Raw genomic sequence first — 18501 nt, forward strand, 5'->3', positions numbered from 1 at the left:
ATTCAAAAAGCCTTAGGATACTTATCTCCCTTAGAATACAAATTAAAATATCTATAATATTTTATTTGATGTGTACTTGACAGGGCATAGTATCTTAAAGGTCCTTTTTTTATAGTTTAAATATATCTTTTACATTTTCAATTACAAGTCTACCAATATCATCTTGAGCATCAATAGTTGATCCACCAATATGTGGACTAATATAAACTCTATCTAATTCAAATAGTGGAGAGTCAATTTTAACATCTTGAGTATCAAGTCCACCAGTTCCAAGCTCATCTGCAAGAGTATCTAAGTTTGCTCCTCCAAGTTTGCCATTTTTTATATATTTATATAGAGCTTCTTCATTTACTGTGCCACCTCTAGCAGCATTTATAATAATAGCTCCATCTTTCATATTTTCCATTTCATCAAAGGATAACATATCTTTTGTATCTGGAGTTAGTGGAACATGTAATGTAATAATATCTGAATTTTTTACAATATCATCTAAACTTACAATTTTTACATATTCTATTTTATTGTCTTCAGCTTTTATAAAAGGGTCATAGGCAATAATATCCATATGGAATACATTTGCTATTTCAGCTACTCTTCTACCAATAGCACCAAAACCTATAATACCTAAAGTTTTATTTCTAAGTTCTCTACCAATCCATCTATATTTATTCCATACTTTATCATATTTTACTTCATTATTTGCTTGAACAGAATTTCTATACATATCAAGAGCCTTGCAAATTACAAGTTCTGCAACAGCATTTGCATTCATTCCAGGTGAGTTTCTAACTTCAATATTTTTTTCTTTACAATAATTAAGATCTATATGATTTGTACCAACAGCACCAACTAATATAGCTTTTAAATTTTTAGCAGCATCTATTACTTCTTTATCAATAAATGGATCTACTCTCATTACTAATAAATCATAAGGCTCTATAATTTCTTTTAACTTTTCAGAAGTTGGTAGCATTGTAAAATCTACTTCAAAACCTAAACTTGTAAGTTCTTCTTTAATAATACTAGATACTTGATCAATTATTAATGCTTTCATTTTATTCTCTCCTTTTAAAAAATAGATATGTCTTTTTTGTGTAAAGTTCATATATTATTTTTAAATCTTTATAATTTACTAAATATTTCTATAATTGAATTATACCATTTTTTTCTAATAATAAACTTTAAAATAAATATTCTAACTGTTACAATGTTAAATACAAGGAGGGATTATGAAAAATTCAATTTTAAGTAAAAATAAAAAGCGATTTAAATTAATTTTAATATTGTCACTTTTTTTAACTCTATCAAGTATATCTCCTACCTTTGCTAAGGAAAAGGCTAAAACAACTATAATCAACTCTTGGTCTGTAAATGATTTAGTAGATGCTAAAAGACAGGGAATATTTAATAATGAAATGCAAAAAGAAGATTTAAGAGAGATTATTACAAAAGAAGAACTTAATCTTTTAATTAAAAATTCAGAAGATAAGCTAAATTCTTACAATTTAAAAAAAAATCCAAATTATAAAAAATTAGATTTTAAAGAAGATTTTACTAGAAATCATATTATTAATGAAGTCTTTGATTTAGTTCAAAAATACGATACTAATGCAACTAATAAAGATCCTGCACAATATCTTATGGAAAAGAAAATTTTAAAGGGCAATGGCAAAAATCTTTTTTTAAATAATATTTCTAGTTATGAAAATGCAATATCTTTTTTTACAAGAGCTAATAATTATTTAATCCAACAAAATAATCTTGGAAGTAAGGGTATGTTTTACAAAATAGAAAATAATGGAAATACAATTTATATTCTTGGTTCAATTCACATTGGAGATAATTCTATGTATCCAATTGATGAAAAAGTAATAGATGCCTTTAACTCTTCTAATGAGTTATATGTTGAGGTAAATATAACTGATCAAAGTAAAATGAAATATATTCAAGAAGAAATGTTTTATAAAGATAATACAAATTTAAAAGATTCTCTAGGAGATAATCTATATAATAAATATAAATTATTTATGGATAAATACTTCATAGAAGAAAATAATTATATAAATTTAAAGCCTTGGGCTGCTTATAATATGTTATCTAATTTACCTATGAATGTAAAAATGCCAAATTCTTCAGATTTAGGTATTGATAGATATTTTATAACTAAGGCAAAATTAAATAATAAAACTATAAAAGAACTTGAAACAATAGAACTTCAAACTAATGTATTAAGCTCACTTAGTGATGAAGATTATAAAAATATGATAAATTCTTTTCTAGATGCTGCAAATTCCTATGGAATTGATATTTTCACACAAAACTCTGAAGACTTAAAAAACATTTGGAAAAGTGGTAATGATAAAGAACTTAATTTAAAAATTAATAAAGGTGATAAATTTTCAAATAATCTTTTTGACAAAAGAGATATAGGTATGGCTGAAAAAATCACAGATATGTTAAATAGTAAGGACAAGAATACAATATTTGTAGTTGCAGGAGCAGCTCATTTTACACCTGAGGATTCTGTTATAAAACTACTTGAGAATAATGGATTCACTATACAAAAACTATAAAAAAATACCCTCAAAAGAGGGTATTTTTATTTATTACATTTTTTCAACTTTTATTTTAGCTTCATGACCATTAAGATCAATTATATCTAAATCAAGTGTATCTTTTATTACTTCAACTGCTAATACTTCTTCTTTTACAAAATCTAAAGAGTTGAATATTGCATTATTAACTTCATCATCTGAATCTATTGTTACTTTTATAGTATCTAATACATCAAAGTCTGATGATTTTCTAAGTTGTTGAACTTTTGAAATAAATTCTCTTACAAGTCCTTCTGCAATAAGATCTTCTGTTAGGTCTGTATCTAAAATTACAAATAGATTATTTTCCATCATTACATCAAATCCATCTTTAGATTTAATATTTACAAGTACATAATCTTCTTTGATTTCAGTATCTTCGCCATTTAAGTTTAGAACTACACCATCTTTTAATTTTTCAACAAATTCCTTTGGTTCTACTTCTCTTAAAGTTTTTCCAAAGTCTTTTATTTTTGCTCCAAGAATTGATCCTGCAACTTTAAAGTTTGGTTTAAGTTCATAGTCCATAAATACAGATAAATCATCTTTAAATAGAACTTCTTTTACATTTAGTTCTTCTTTAATTAAATCTTCAAGATCTCCAATGATATCTTCGTATTTACCATCTATTATAACTTTTGAAAGTGGTTGACGAACCTTTATTTTTACATCTTCTCTTGATGCACGTCCTAGTGCTACTAAGTTTCTTACAAGATCCATTTTTTCTTCAAGTTTTAAATCAATTAAGTCTTCATCTGCTGTTGGATAGTATTCAAGATGAACTGATTCTTTATCTTCAAGTGATTTAAATAATTCTTCAGCTATAAATGGAACAAATGGAGCTATTAGTTTTGTAAGTCCTAAAAGCACTTCATAAGTTGTGTTATATACTGATTTTTTATCATCATCTATTTCAGTTTTCCAGAATCTTCTTCTATTTCTTCTAATATACCAATTTGAGAAGTCTTCTATTACAAAATCTTGAATATTTCTTACTACTTTTGTATAGTCAAATACATCCATATCTGCCTTTACATTTTTTAGAAGATTATTGTATTTTGAAAGTAACCATTTATCTATTTCATCTCTATTTTCATAAGAAACATTAAATTCTCTTGGGTCTATTTCATCTGTATTCGCATATAGACTAAAGAAGTTGTATATATTTCTTAAGGATCTAAAGAATTTAGAATCTACTTCACGAAGTCCATCTTCATCAAATTTAGTTGGAGTCCAAGCTGGTGATACATATAGTAAATACCAACGAACGACATCTGCTCCATATTGTTCAAAAAGTTCAAATGGTGAAACTGTATTTCCCTTTGATTTTGACATTTTCTTTCCAAATTTATCAAGTATTAAATCATTTACAAGTACATTTTTATATGGTGCTTTTCCTGTCATATATGTTGATATAGCAAGAAGTGAATAGAACCATCCTCTTGTTTGGTCAATACCTTCATTTATAAAATCAGCTGGGAAGAAGTCATTAAATTCTTCTTTGTTTTCAAATGGGTAGTGAAGTTGTGCAAAAGGCATAGCTCCTGAATCAAACCATACATCTATTACATCTTTTTCACGAGTCATTACTTTTCCACATTCTGAACATTTTAAATGAACATCATCTACATATGGTCTGTGAAGTTCAATATTTTCATCTATATCTTCTATTGCTTTTTCAGCAAGTTCTTTTCTTGAGCCAATAGATTCTGTATGTCCACATTCACATTTCCAAATAGGAAGTGGTGTTCCCCAATATCTAGATCTTGAAAGTGCCCAGTCATTTAAGTTTTCAAGCCAGTTTCCAAATCTCTTTTCTCCAACATATTCTGGGAACCAATTAACACCATTATTATTCTCTATTAATTGATCTTTAAATTTAGTTACTTCTATATACCAAGAAGGGTGAGCATAATATATAAGTGGTGTATGACATCTCCAACAATGTGGATAGTTATGAACCATTTTTTGTTTTCTAAACATTTTTTCTTCTTCACGAAGATATTTTATAATTTCAGGATCTGCATCCATTACAAACATACCTTCCCAAGGAGTTGTAGTAAACTTACCATCTTCTCCTACTGGAAGAAGTACTGGTAAATTATATCTTCTACCTGTTTGATAGTCATCTTCACCAAATCCTGGTGCAGAGTGAACTATTCCTGTACCATCATCAATAGTTACATAATCAGCACAAGTTACAAAAAATGCTTTTTTATCTACACTTAAGAAAGGAAGAAGTTGTTCATATTCAACATACTCAAGATCTTTACCTTTCATTTTATCAAGTACTTCATATTCATTTTCAAAGATATTTCCAGCAAGTGCTTCTGCTACATAATACACTTCACCTTCATAGTTCACTTTTATATAATCAACATTTGGATTTACAGTAAGTGCAACATTTGATGGAAGTGTCCAAGGAGTTGTTGTCCAAGCTAAGAAGTATTCATCTTTATCTTTTAATTTAAATTTAGCTATTACAGTTTCTGTTTTTATCTCTTCATAACCTTGAGCTACTTCATGAGATGCAAGACCTGTTCCACATCTTGGGCAATATGGTAATATTTTATGTCCTTCATATATAAGTCCATCTTCAAACATTTTATTTAATATATTCCAAACTGATTCAATATAGTCATTTTCAAGAGTTATATACGGATTGTCTAGATCAATTAAATAAGCCATTCTATTAGTAAGAGCTCTCCATTCTTTTTCATATTCAAAAACAGATTCTCTACACATTTTATTAAATTTATCTATTCCAAAACTTTCAATATCATGTTTGTCTTTTAATCCTAATTTTTTTTCTACTTCAATTTCTACTGGAAGACCATGTGTGTCCCATCCAGCTTTTCTCTTAACTTTAAATCCTTGCATAGTTTTATATCTACAAGTTAAATCCTTTAAAGTTCTCGCCATTACATGGTGAATTCCTGGACGACCATTTGCTGTTGGAGGTCCTTCATAGAATATATAGGACTCATTATCTTCTCTTGTTTCTACTGATCTGTGAAGAAGATCTATTTCTTCCCAATATTTTGCTATACTTTGTTCTCTTAAATCTACAGATTCTTTAGAAAGTGCTTTAAATACTTTCATATATTCACTCCTTTTTATTAAAAAAATATAAAAAATCCCCTTGTCAAAAGACAAAGGGACGAACATGCCGCGGTACCACCCTAATTATAGGTATCTATCACTTAAGTGTCTTAACGCAACAAACGTAAAAGCTCCAAGCTGATCTATATATTATTATTTTTCATGTCTTTTCACCAACTGACACTCTCTTTTTGGAAAAATTTATAATATAACGGTCTCTTCATTGCTTTTTATATATATTCGTCTAGAGTTGAGGATCTAAACATTTCAATTACACTATTTTGTATTGATGAAAGTTTATTGTGGAATTTACAATGGCCAAAGTTACCATCTTCATTTCTATTACAATAAGGTTCATCCATGTATAAACACCTATTTACAACAATAGGTCCATCTACTGCTACTATTATGTCATATAAAGTTATGTCTTCTTTTTTTCTTTTAAGTTTATATCCACCAGTAGCTCCACGTTTAGCTTCTGTTATTCCTGCAAGATTTAATTTTCTTAGTATTCTAAGAGTAAATCTTTCTGGAACTTTTTGATCTGCTGCAATTCTTGGTGCACCAACAACATCGCCTTCGTGTTCAGCTAGATATGCACATATTCTAAAAGCATAATCCACTTCTCGGGTTATTCTCATTATACCACCTAACTTTTATAATATTTTTATTCTATACTATCTATACTTTGAAGTCAACTAAAAAAGCTCGTCTTGTTTTCTTCTCAATTTAAGTATTGTAGAACTCTCATCAAGATTTACATCTGAATATTTTAAAGCTTCACCTTTTTTAATATCTTTATTTACAGTTACATTTCCTGTAATAAGTCCAATTGGTAATAAATTTTCTTCTATTTGAACTTTATGACTTTCTAAAGCTCCATATATAGTATATCCGCCAATACCGTCTAATTTTTCTCCTGCTTTTAAATCTCTTTTTGCCATTGTTATAGTTTCGGCAACAGGACCATTTTTTGAAACAATTGTACTATCATTTAATGCAACTGCCCTTATTATAGAATTTGGTGTTTCAATACTAGTTAAATGGTATGGTCTATATATTGCAAAGTTTGGACCATCACCCATTTTTAAAAATTCCATTTCAGCAGTTAATACATCAGATTTACATCTTACTATTGCAAAGACTCCTGGTGCAATTCCTCTTACAAAATCTACGACTTTATAATTATTTAAAATTCCACCTTCTTCTTTTATCTTTATGTCTTTAGCTAGAGTTTTCGGAGTTGAATTAATACAATGACATCCTCTAATATCTGGTAAAAATCCTGTAGCATTACATACAGCATTTAATTCAATCATAGTATTAGTTCCATCAACAAAAGAAGTTAACATTCTTTTATTTAGTCCCTTCTTTTTAGCTTCTTCTTCAAGTTCATCAGGTGTTGCACTTTGATTTAGATCATTATTTTTTCCCTTACCTAAAGCAAGCACTTCAAATCCTAAAGTTTTTGAAAATTCATAAAGTTCCATAATCGCACCTGGCTCATCGCCTGATGTTCCTGTATAAATTATTCCACTTTCATCAGCAAGTTTTTTAATATATGGACCTACTGTTGCATCCATTTCAACATTTAATGTTACAATGTGTACTTTATTTTCTATAGCACAAAGTGAAACTTTTGATCCTTCTTCTGTATCTCCTGTACAATCTACTACACAATCTGTAATAGTTGCAGGAATTAATGTATTTGTAGTAGCTACATATAAACCTTCATTTATAGCTTTTTTTGCATCTTCTACTGAATTAGTTACAACTATATTTTCTTTTTTTACATTTGTTTTAGAAAATGCATTTAATACAGATTCTATTCTTCTTGAGGCTACAACTGCAGGCTTGAAATTATCAAGAAGTACTAATTGATTTAATAGAGATGTCCCCATTATTCCAGTACCTACTATACCTACTTTTATTTCCCCATATTTTTCTAAAGTATTCCTAAGAAAGAACATATATGCCTCCGATTTTCTGTTTTAAATTATATCATATTTGAGTAGTTTTTCAAATACGAGATAAAATAGACCTTGCAGCTACAATTCCAGAAGAAAACGCCCATTGTAAATTGTATCCACCACAGTCTCCATCAACATCCATTACTTCACCAACAATATATAAATCATCTATTATATTAGACTCTAAAGTATCTTTATTTATTTCACTTGTTGCTATTCCCCCGCAAGTAACTTGTGAATTTTCAAATCCCTTAGTTCCAATTACTGTAAATCTTGATTTTAAAAGAATATTTAAAAGTTTTTCAAGATCAGATATTTCAATTAAATCTAAAGGTGTTTCTGCTTTTAAATTACTTTCTTTTAATATCATATTTATAAATTTCTTATCAACAAGTCCCATTAGCCATCTCTCTAAAGAAAAATGACTTAAAGTATAAAATCTACTATATAAAAGATTTCTAAATTCCTTTATATCTTCTATATTATTAATAAGTGGCATTTCAATTTCAAGTTTTTTATTTTTTTCATTTACCTTTCTAGACAAGTCTAAAATAGGTGGACCACTTATTCCATAATTTGTAAATAATAAATCTCCATTTCTTTTATCTATGATTTTATTATTTTCTAATAATTTTACATCTCCTACAACTTTTACACCAGATAAAGACTTTAAATAATCACTACTTAGTTTTAATTGTGTAAGAGCAGGAAAAGTTTCTATCTTATTATGTCCTAAATTTTCTAAAATTTTATAGCTTTTTCCATCTGAACCAGAACTAGGCATAGATGAGCCACCTACTGCAAATATAACTTTATCAAATTCAAAACTTTTTTCCTTAGTTTTAACACTAAACTTATTTTTCTTTTTTATACTTAAAACTTCACTATCTAGTAGAACTTCTATCCTTAAATCATCTAATTCTTCTAAAAGAGTATTAACAACAGTATTAGCCTTTAAAGTAACAGGAAAAATCTTTCCCCTATTTTCTAAAACAGGCTCAATTCCCATTAATTTAAAATAATCAATTAGATTATCTCTTGTAAATTCTTCTAATACATTTTCTACAAAATTATCCTTACAATTATAGTTTTCTGAAGACACATAATTATTTGTATAATTACATCTTCCATTACCAGTAGCTAATAATTTTTTTAATATTCTATTGTTTTTTTCAAAAATAATAACTTCTTGATCATTCTTTGCAAGCTCTATTGCAGCAATAACACCTGCAGGACCTCCGCCTATAACAGCTATTTTCATATATATCAACTTACCTTTATAATTTTTATTTACTATTTTTACCAATATTTACTTTTATTAATTATATAAAATATGAACTACAATTAATAGTCTAATTACTATACTTTTCTTACAATAGTATATAATAACACTATTTCATGTATTTTCTCAATATTTTTTCAACTTGATATTTATATATTTGAAGAATAAAATTAAGATACAATAAATTTTAGTACTTAATCATAATAAATCTATTTATCTTAACTTAGTAATTATAATGTCTAAGGGTATAAATATTATTATGATGATTAAATGTGATAATTAAATATAAAAATAATTTCAGAGGTGAATTAATGAATAATATTGTAGAAAGATTTTTAAAATATGTTTCTTTTGAAACAACATCAGATGAATTAAGCGAAACTTTTCCATCTACTAAAAGTCAGCTTGTACTTGGAGAGTACTTAGTAGAAGAACTTAAAAGCATTGGACTAAGTGATGTATATCAAGACGAGTTTGGATATGTATATGCAACACTTAAATCCAATAGTGATAAAGATATACCCACTATTGGATTTGTATCTCATATGGACACAGCACCTGCTACAACTGCAAAAGATGTAAAGCCACAAATTGTAGAATATAAGGGCGGAGATATTAAACTAAATGAAAACTATTCTATTACAGAAAAAGAATTTCCTTTTATAAAAGATTTAGTAGGCGAAACACTTATTACAACAGATGGCACTACTCTTCTTGGAGCAGATGACAAAGCAGGAATTACAATTATAGTATCAGCTATGGAGTATTTAATTAAAAATGATCATATTAAACATGGAACTGTAAAAGTTGCCTTTACCCCAGATGAAGAAATAGGAAAGGGAGCTCATAATTTTAATGTTAAAGATTTTAATGCAGACTTTGCCTATACAATTGATGGTGGACCTATTGGAGAATTAGAATTTGAAAACTTTAATGCTGCAAGTGCTTCTATTGAAATAGAAGGAAAAATAGTTCATCCAGGATCTGCAAAAGATATTATGGTAAATTCAATGCTAATTGCAATGGAATTAAACTCAATGCTTCCTGTAAATGAAAGACCAGAATATACAGAAAACTACGAAGGTTTCTTTATGATAGAAAGTATAAATGGAGATGTTGCTAAAACTAATATGTCCTATATCATTAGAGATCATAGTCGTGAAAAATTTGAAAATAAAAAAGAATTACTTGAAAATATAGTAGGATTTTTAAATAAAAAATATGGAAATATTATTAAATTAAATATTGAAGATTCTTACTATAATATGAGAGAAAAAGTTGAACCACATATGGAAATTGTAGAACTTGCTGAAAAAGCAATGATTGATCTAGAAATAAAGCCAATTATCAAACCAATTCGTGGTGGTACAGATGGAGCAACACTTTCTTATATGGGACTTCCTTGTCCAAATATATTTACAGGTGGATATAACTTCCACGGAATATATGAATTCATCCCAGTTTCATCAATGGAAAAGGGTAGAGATTTAGTAGTTAAAATAGTAGAAAATTTGGAGGCGAAATAATGGTATTACAAAACCTAGAACCAAAAAAAGTTTTTAAATATTTTGAAGAAATTTCTAAAATACCTAGAGGTTCTGGAAATGAAAAAGCAATTTCAGACTATCTTGTAAACTTTGCAAAAGAAAGAAATCTAGAAGTTTACCAAGACGAAGCTTTAAATGTAATTATTAAAAAACCTGGAACAAAGGGCTATGAAAACTCAAAAAAAATAATCCTTCAAGGACATATGGATATGGTAAATGAAAAATCTGAAGACTCAAATCATGATTTTGATAAAGATCCAATAGAAATAATCCTTGATGGCGACTTTATTCACGCAAATAAAACTACACTTGGTGCTGATAATGGAATTGGAGTTGCAATGAGCCTTGCAATTCTTGATTCAGATAATATTGAACATGCTCCTTTAGAAGTTCTTGTAACTGTATCTGAAGAAACAGATATGCATGGTGCACAAGTTCTTTCAGACAGTATTTTAGAAGGAGATTATCTAATTAATATTGACTCTGAAGAAGAAGGCATTATGACTGTTGCATCTGCTGGTGGAGAGCTTTATTTTGCACATTATACTCCAGAACTTGAAGAAATTCCAAAAGATTATAAATTTTATGATGTTAAATTCTCAGGATTTTTAGGCGGTCACTCTGGTGGAGAAATCGCAAATAATCGTGGAAATATGGTAAAAGTTATGGCAGACTTCTTAGTAAATTTAAAAGATGTAATGCTAATTGACTTCTTATCAGGATCAAAAGACAATGCAATACCTAGTAATGGAATTATAAAACTTGCAATAAAAGATAATAGCGAATTTGATGATTTAATTAAATCTCTTTATGAAAAATATAAATCAATAGAGGGAAATCTTAATATAGTTTATAGTGATGGATTAAATGAAAAAACAGCACAAAGTATAGAATCAACTAAGGACTTTGCAAATTATTTACTTGATCAACATACAGGTGTAAAAGCCTTTACAGATGAAACTAAAGAATTTGTAGAACTATCTTCAACACTTGCAATCGTCAAAAAAATTGAAGATGGCACTTATGAAATTTGGAACTCTATGAGATTTGGTAAGAGAAATGAATTTGAAGAATTTAAAAATGACTTTGTAGAAATGTCTAAAAAATATCCAAACGCAAAATATGAATTTACAAATTATTATCCTGAATGGGAATATAAAGAAGATTCAAAACTTCGTGATATTGCAAGAGATTTATATAAAGATTTTACAGGAAAAACTATGGAAATAGACATAACTCATGGTGGACTTGAATGTGGAGTATTTTATATTAAATACAAACACCTAGATATGATTTCCATTGGACCAGATATCTTTGAAGCTCATACACCTAGAGAAAGAGCATCTGTTTCTTCAATAAAAAGAATGTATGAATATATAATTGAATTATTAAAACATTTAAAATAAAAACTAAGGGCTATTTTCTAAAATAGCCCTTTTTTAATACTTTTAATCCATTTTATCTTCTTTTAAATTTAACTATAAAATTTTATTTTCATTAAAAACACCATTAAATTACATCTTATTACTTACTCAATAGTAAGTACTCACTTAAAAGTGCATACTTGAACAATTATTCATAAGTTCTATAATTAAGTTAGTTCTTCAAAAAGAAAGGAAGGAAAATATGAATAATAAAAAAAATATTGGAAAAAAACTAGGAGTTTATCCTACTCCTGTTCTTTTAGTAGGTACTAAGATTAATGACAAAGTAAATTGGGTTACTATTGCTCATATTGGAATTACTGGTATGAATGAAACTCTTCTTAGTGTTGCTAAGGGACATTATTCTAATAAGGGAATGGGCATTGGTAAGATTGTATCTTTAAATGTTGCAACTGAAAGTATGATTGAGGTTACTGATTATATTGGACTTAATTCAGGACATGATGTAGATAAATCTAAAGTATTAGATTATTATTATGAATCCTATGATACAGCTCCAATAGCAAAGGATTCTCCTCTTGCAATGGAAGCAAAAATCATAGATATTTATGAAACTGACACAGAATATAATTATATTCTAGAAATAGAAAATACCTATGCTAATGAAGATGTTTTAGATGAATCTGGAAAAATAGATTTTTCTAAAGTTAAACCTCTTTTATTTGAAATGCAAGGTCCATCTTATATGGTTGCTAAGAAGAAAATAGGAATTGCTTGGGATATTGGCAAAAAATACGAAAAAGAAAAAAGATAAATTTAAAAAAACTTCTAAATTTCACAAAAAAAGACTTTGGATTTCCAAAGTCTTTTACTTTTTCATACTTAATATATTATTTCCCCAATTACACATTTCTTCTAAAAGTGGTATTAATGTCTTACCTTTTTTCGTTAATCCATATTCAACTCTTGGTGGAATTTCATCATATTGTCTTCTAAAGATAAGATCATCTTCTTCTAGAGATTTTAACTGTTGAGATAGCATTTTGTCTGTAATGCCTGTAGTTGCTCTTTTTAATTCTCCATATCTTAATACTTCATCTTTTACAAGTGCCCATAGTATTATTGGCTTCCACTTGCCACCTATTATATCTAGGGTTTTTTCTATTGGACAAATATATTTATTCTCTTCATCTTCTAATACATACATTCTAAAGCCTCTTTAATACAATAAAAAACTTTGATATATATCAAAGTTTTTTATATTTTTATTTATCTTCTAAATCTTTATTTTCTTTTGAACTTTTTTCTTCAACAATTTTTTTCGCTTCTTCTGAAAGGTCTTTGTCTTCTATTTTTTCATCATGAGCATATTCTTTATCATGTTCTATATCTTCACCCTTCATGATTTTTTCAAAATCGTGTTTGTCTAAAGTTTCTTTTTCAAGAAGTGCATCAGATACAGCTAGAAGTTTTTCCATATTTTCTGATAGAAGTGTTTTCGCTTTTTCGTAAGCTTCATTTATAATATTTCCAACTTCTTTATCTATTTCAGATGCAGTATGTTCAGAATAATCTTTACTTCTTCCAAGATCTCTTCCTACAAATATTTCACCTTCGTCAGATCCAAAGGTAATAGTTCCTATTTTTTCACTCATACCATATTTAGTAACCATTGCTCTTGCAATATGAGTTGCTCTTTCTATATCATTTGATGCTCCTGTAGATATATCATCAAGAACTAGTGCTTCTGCTACACGTCCACCTAAAAGTGATACTATTCTGTCCTTCATTTGACCTTTTGTTATAAAGCTAGTATCTTCTTCTGGAGTATATGCAGTAAATCCACCAGCCATTCCACGAGGAATAATTGTAATCATATGAACAGGATCTGCATTTGATAAGCAAGTTGAAACAACAGCATGACCTGCTTCGTGAACAGCTGTAAGTTTTCTTTCTTCTTCAGATACAACTCTTGATTTTTTAGCTGGTCCTGCTTGAACTTTTATTTCAGCTTCTTCTATATCTTCCATAAAGATTTTATTTTCATTTCTTCTTGCAGCAAGTAAAGCTGCTTCATTCATTAAGTTTTCAAGATCAGCTGGAGTAAATCCAGGTGTTCTTCTTGCAATATATTTTAAATCTACATCACTTGCTAATTTTTTATTCTTTGAATGAACTCCTAATATTTGTTCTCTTCCCTTTACATCAGGAACTCCAACATATATTGTTCTATCAAATCTACCTGGTCTTAAAAGAGCTGGGTCTAGTATATCTGCTCTATTTGTAGCAGCCATAACAATAACCCCTTCATTAGTTCCGAAACCATCCATTTCAACTAATAATTGATTTAGAGTTTGTTCTCTTTCATCATGTCCTCCACCAAGTCCTGCTCCACGCTTTCTTCCTACAGCATCAATTTCATCTATAAAAATAATACATGGTGCATTTTTCTTAGCAGTTTCAAATAAGTCTCTAACACGACTTGCTCCAACTCCTACAAACATTTCTACAAAGTCAGAACCACTCATTATGAAGAAAGGTACTTTTGCCTCTCCTGCAACTGCTTTAGAAAGATAAGTTTTACCAGTTCCTGGAGGACCTACAAGTAAAACTCCCTTTGGGATTCTAGCTCCCATATTTATAAATTTCTTAGGGCTTTTTAAAAAGTCTACTATTTCGCCTAATTCTTCTTTTTCTTCTTGAAGTCCAGCAACATCTTTAAATGATATTAAATTTTTATCATCTTGTTTTACAACTTTTGCTTTACTTTTTCCAAAGCTATTCATTTTAGAACCACCTTGGCTTTGTTTTATAAGATAATACCAGAAGAATATAAACACTCCAAGTATTAATATATTTGGAATCCATTCCATATATATTGGAGTTTCTTTCATTGGAGTACCTACAACTTGAAGCTCTTTTTGGTCAACTTTTTCCTTTAGATAATTATTGTAAAAATTAACTCTAGCTTCTTCTGGAAGAACTGTTTCATAAGTCTTCTCATCTTTTGTTATAAAGGTTGCATTTGCTCCATCAAATTTTATGCTCTTTAAATTGTCACTTTGAATTTCAGTTACAAATTGTGTGAAATTTTTCGTTGGAATTGTTGCTGCTGGCGGATTAAATACTTTTATTGCTGTTACTAAAAGTAATATTAATACCAGATATAAACCTGCACCACCCATTTTTTTCTTCAATAATATCACTCCTTACATACACTTAATTATATCATAATATGAAAAATTATTAAATCTATTTACTGATAACAATTATTAAATAAAAAATGTGGTGCTATACCACATTTCTCTTATATTATTTATAAACTTTCTCAGAAAGTATACCAATATATGGTAAATTTCTATATTTTTCATTGTAGTCCATTCCATATCCAACTACAAAATAATCTTCAATTTCAAATCCAATATATTTAACTTCTACTTCTTTTTCTCTTCTGCTTGGTTTAGTTAAAAGAGAACAAATAGTTACAGATTTTGCACCTCTTAATTTAAACAGCTCACTTAAGTATGATAAAGTATTTCCAGTATCTATTATATCTTCTACAATAATTACATCTTTATCTCTAACATCATTTTCAACATCTTTTAAAATTTTAATTTTTCCTGTTGAAACAGATCCTTCATAACTAGATACATCCATAAAATCCATTCTAATAGGAAGTTCTATTCTCTTTACAAGTTCTGACATAAAAGGAACAGCTCCTTTTAATATACCCACAACTAAAACTTCTCCATCAAAATCTCTTGAAATTCTTTCTCCAAGTTCGCAACATTTTTTTTCAATCACTTCTTCTGAAAAAAGGACTGATTCAATTTCCTTCATCTTTTACCTCCAAGCTAATGTTTATAATCTCTTTTGTATTTTTATCAATAATATATTTCTCACTAGTTCTATAGGGAACTACCCATATAATTTCCTCATCATCATATATTATTGGAACTAAATCTCTTTTATATCTATCAATTTTTTCATCAATAAAAAAGTTCTTTAATTTTTTATATTTATTCATACCAAAGGGCATAAATTTATCTCCATCTCTTCTATTTCTAATTTTGAGATTTCCCTTAATTTTATTTGCATCAATAGATATCATATTATCATCTGCTCTATATAAATTAGATTTCGCAACATAAATATTTCCAAAATGCGTTTTATTTTTTCCAAGATTTAAAACCTGTTCTTCTATCTCTACTTTTCCTATTTCTCTTGCTAAATAAATATAATCATAGGATAAAATAAGATTTAAATCTCCTGGCAAATTAATCTTTGAATTAACTGCCTTTTGAATTAATAAGACAACATCAGATATATTTTTGCTAGAAATTCCTTCAAGTGTATTAATTTCATTTTTTAAAAATTCTCTTACTATTTCACTTAATATATACTCATCTAAATCTTTTAGATTTTTTATATAAAGTTTATTGTCTTTATAGTTTTTTAAAAATAAATCTCTTGTAATTTTATTAACAAACTTAAAATTACTTTTTGATATTTGAGAAAGTCTTATTAAAGAATCTGTAAAGTTTTCATTAAAATTATCTTCAATATATGGTATTACATTAAGTCTTAATTTATTTCTTGAATATATATCTTCAAAATTAGTTTCATCTTGAACAAAATTTATATTATTTTCTTCAATATATTCTTCAATCTCGTCTCTTTTTATATTTAACATAGGTCTATATAAATCCCTATCTATAAAATCCATTGCAGATAATCCTTCAATTCCTGTTCCTCTTATTATTCTAAATAAGACAGTTTCTGCTTGATCGTTTGCATTGTGAGCAAGAAATATTTTTGAATTTTTAGAAGCAAGACTTCTAAAGAAATTATATCTTAAAAATCTTCCTGCTTCCTCACTAGAAATCTTATGCTCTATTGCATATTCATCCATATTTACATGAAGAACTTCACATTTTAAATTTAGCTCTTTGGCTCTTTTAATTACAAAGTCCTCATCTCTTTTTGCAGTATCTCGCACTCCATGATTTACATGAGCTACGATTATTTCTAAATTATATTCTTCTTTTAATTCATTTAAATTTTCAAGCAGAAAAATAGAATCCGCACCGCCTGATACAGCTGCTATAATTCTATCTTTATAATTTAACATATTAAATTTTTCAATATTTTCTTTAAATTTTTTATTAATTGCCATAATCATCCTCTAAAAAAATAAAGGCCATCTTTTCTGATGACCGATTATTTCCTAATTAGATCTATGTCTTGATCTTGAGCCTGCCATTTTTGAGTTTTCTCTAGATCTTGCTGCTTCCATTTTTTCATTTGATTCTTTAAGGAATTTTGATAGCTTATCCTCAAAAGACGCATCTTCATTTCTTCTATCTTTAGATGAAAAATCAACCTCTACTGGCTTATTTGTTTTCTTTTGAGCCTGTTTCATCGACAATGCTATTTTTCCTCTATCATCAAGGGATAGAATTTTAACCTTAACTTTTTGGCCCTTCTCTAAAAAATCACTTACGCTTTCTACATAGCTATCAGAAATTTCTGATATATGTACTAGACCGCTTTTATTATCTGGCAAATTTACAAATGCACCAAACTTAGTTAAATTACTAACTACTCCATCCACTATTTGACCTACAGCTAATGCCATAAAAATTAAATCCTCCTGTTAATATACTTTCATTTTCGTTTTTTCTGGAGATTACTTATTCTTAGAATCTTTATCCTTATCAACATAAATAACTTCTCTAGGTTTAACCATTCCAAGGTCCTCTCTTGCAACTTTTTCTACAAATTGAGGAGAATCGGAATTTTTAATTTCCTTTTCTAAGATATCTATATTTTTTTTAAGTTTCGCTATTTCTTTTTCATTTTCAATAATCTCAGATTGTTTTTGTCCTCTTTGGGATATTGATGTACTTAAAGTAATAGCACCATAAGTTGCTGCTACTAAAATTACAACAGCGAAAAATAGAGGAAATCTTCTTCTTTTCATAACCACAACCTCCAATTTTATTATTACATTTAAAATAATTTTTTGCAAGATGTTTATTCAAAAGTCTCATAAAGACTTGTAGCGTCGTTTTTACCTACAATTTCTTTAACATCTAATACCCTTACTTTTTCAACTCTATTTCCAAAAGTTACTTCAATAATATCATCAACTTTTACTTCATCTTTAGCTTTTGCGACTTTTCCATTTATTTGAACTCTTCCCAAATCACAGGCTTCTTTTGCAACTGTTCTTCTTTTAATAATTCTTGAATTTTTTAAAAATTTATCTATTCTCATAACTTCTCCCAAATAAAATAAAAAAAAGGGAGCCTTTTAGCTCCCACTTATTACTTATTAACTGCTTCTTTAAGAGCTTTTCCTGATCTAAATACTGGAGCCTTTGAAGCTGGAATCTTAATAACTTCTTCTGGATTTCTTGGGTTTCTTCCTTCTCTTGCTTTTCTTTCTCTAACTTCGAAAGTTCCAAAACCTACAAGTTGTACTTTTTCTCCGCTTGCAAGAGCTTCTTCAACTGATGCTAGGAATCCATTAAGTGCTACTTCAGCATCTTTTTTTGTTAAGTTACTCTTTTCTGCAATACTTGCTACTAATTCTGATTTGTTCATTCTAAATCCTCCT

At 28.2% G+C, this 18501-nt stretch carries 17 protein-coding genes; 4 read left to right on the forward strand and 13 right to left on the reverse strand.

Annotated features, from left to right (window positions below; all coding sequences use genetic code 11):
* Positions 1-109: 109 nt before the first annotated feature.
* Positions 110-1054 (reverse strand): D-2-hydroxyacid dehydrogenase, encoded by a 945-nt coding sequence (locus tag J2Z71_RS07420; protein ID WP_210061688.1) that lies wholly within the window; start codon positions 1052-1054, stop codon positions 110-112.
* A 175-nt stretch (positions 1055-1229) separates the two neighbouring features.
* On the opposite strand from J2Z71_RS07420, the gene J2Z71_RS07425 reads away from it, so the two are divergent.
* Entirely contained in the window at positions 1230-2573 is a 1344-nt protein-coding gene (locus J2Z71_RS07425; protein WP_210061689.1) for a TraB/GumN family protein, read from the forward strand.
* Positions 2574-2606: 33 nt separating this feature from the next.
* Here the strand turns inward: J2Z71_RS07425 and ileS are convergent, their stop codons facing one another.
* From ileS to J2Z71_RS07445, 4 genes are all read right to left on the reverse strand, one after another.
* Entirely contained in the window at positions 2607-5696 is a 3090-nt protein-coding gene (gene ileS, locus J2Z71_RS07430) for an isoleucine--tRNA ligase (protein WP_210061692.1), read from the reverse strand.
* Positions 5697-5926: 230 nt separating this feature from the next.
* Positions 5927-6337, reverse strand: coding sequence for an RrF2 family transcriptional regulator (locus J2Z71_RS07435; RefSeq protein WP_210061694.1), 411 nt, complete (start codon positions 6335-6337; stop codon positions 5927-5929).
* A gap of 57 nt (positions 6338-6394) precedes the next feature.
* Positions 6395-7666 carry an NAD(P)H-dependent oxidoreductase gene (locus J2Z71_RS07440; protein WP_210061696.1) on the reverse strand — a complete coding sequence of 424 codons (1272 nt, stop codon included), beginning with the start codon at positions 7664-7666 and terminating at the stop codon, positions 6395-6397.
* Positions 7667-7715: 49 nt separating this feature from the next.
* Entirely contained in the window at positions 7716-8927 is a 1212-nt protein-coding gene (locus tag J2Z71_RS07445; protein WP_210061697.1) for an aminoacetone oxidase family FAD-binding enzyme, read from the reverse strand.
* A 332-nt stretch (positions 8928-9259) separates the two neighbouring features.
* Here J2Z71_RS07445 and pepT point away from each other — a divergent pair, with 332 nt between their 5' ends.
* The 3 genes from pepT to J2Z71_RS07460 all read left to right on the forward strand — a co-directional run bounded on the left by pepT (position 9260) and on the right by J2Z71_RS07460 (position 12694).
* A complete protein-coding gene (pepT, locus tag J2Z71_RS07450; RefSeq protein WP_210061699.1) occupies positions 9260-10474 on the forward strand; it encodes a peptidase T in 1215 nt (404 codons plus the stop codon).
* A complete protein-coding gene (gene pepD / locus J2Z71_RS07455; protein ID WP_210061701.1) occupies positions 10474-11901 on the forward strand; it encodes a beta-Ala-His dipeptidase in 1428 nt (475 codons plus the stop codon). Before pepT ends, pepD begins: the two co-directional genes overlap by 1 nt.
* Before the next feature lie 220 nt (positions 11902-12121).
* On the forward strand, positions 12122-12694 hold the full coding sequence (locus J2Z71_RS07460) for a flavin reductase family protein (RefSeq protein WP_210061703.1): 573 nt from the start codon (positions 12122-12124) through the stop codon (positions 12692-12694).
* Between the two features lie 54 nt (positions 12695-12748).
* Here J2Z71_RS07460 and J2Z71_RS07465 read toward each other — a convergent pair whose 3' ends face one another.
* From J2Z71_RS07465 to J2Z71_RS07500, 8 genes are all read right to left on the reverse strand, one after another.
* Complete coding sequence (locus J2Z71_RS07465; RefSeq protein ID WP_210061705.1) at positions 12749-13087, reverse strand: winged helix-turn-helix transcriptional regulator; 339 nt, start codon at positions 13085-13087, stop codon at positions 12749-12751.
* A gap of 58 nt (positions 13088-13145) precedes the next feature.
* Entirely contained in the window at positions 13146-15077 is a 1932-nt protein-coding gene (gene ftsH, locus J2Z71_RS07470; RefSeq protein WP_280954013.1) for an ATP-dependent zinc metalloprotease FtsH, read from the reverse strand.
* A 115-nt stretch (positions 15078-15192) separates the two neighbouring features.
* The gene (hpt, locus tag J2Z71_RS07475) at positions 15193-15720 is read right to left on the reverse strand and encodes a hypoxanthine phosphoribosyltransferase (protein ID WP_210061707.1); all 528 of its coding nucleotides are present in this window, start codon (positions 15718-15720) and stop codon (positions 15193-15195) included.
* Entirely contained in the window at positions 15707-17056 is a 1350-nt protein-coding gene (tilS, locus tag J2Z71_RS07480; protein ID WP_210061709.1) for a tRNA lysidine(34) synthetase TilS, read from the reverse strand. Before tilS ends, hpt begins: the two co-directional genes overlap by 14 nt.
* A 51-nt stretch (positions 17057-17107) precedes the next feature.
* Positions 17108-17518 carry a S1 RNA-binding domain-containing protein gene (locus J2Z71_RS07485; protein WP_210061711.1) on the reverse strand — a complete coding sequence of 137 codons (411 nt, stop codon included), beginning with the start codon at positions 17516-17518 and terminating at the stop codon, positions 17108-17110.
* A gap of 51 nt (positions 17519-17569) precedes the next feature.
* Complete coding sequence (locus J2Z71_RS07490) at positions 17570-17863, reverse strand: FtsB family cell division protein (protein ID WP_245311208.1); 294 nt, start codon at positions 17861-17863, stop codon at positions 17570-17572.
* 53 nt (positions 17864-17916) lie between these two features.
* Entirely contained in the window at positions 17917-18159 is a 243-nt protein-coding gene (locus tag J2Z71_RS07495; protein ID WP_210061714.1) for an RNA-binding S4 domain-containing protein, read from the reverse strand.
* A gap of 50 nt (positions 18160-18209) precedes the next feature.
* Positions 18210-18488 carry an HU family DNA-binding protein gene (locus tag J2Z71_RS07500; RefSeq protein WP_210061716.1) on the reverse strand — a complete coding sequence of 93 codons (279 nt, stop codon included), beginning with the start codon at positions 18486-18488 and terminating at the stop codon, positions 18210-18212.
* Positions 18489-18501: the final 13 nt, after the last annotated feature.

It is taken from the genome of Peptoniphilus stercorisuis (assembly GCF_017874395.1).
GTDB lineage: Bacteria > Bacillota > Clostridia > Tissierellales > Peptoniphilaceae > Anaerosphaera > Anaerosphaera stercorisuis.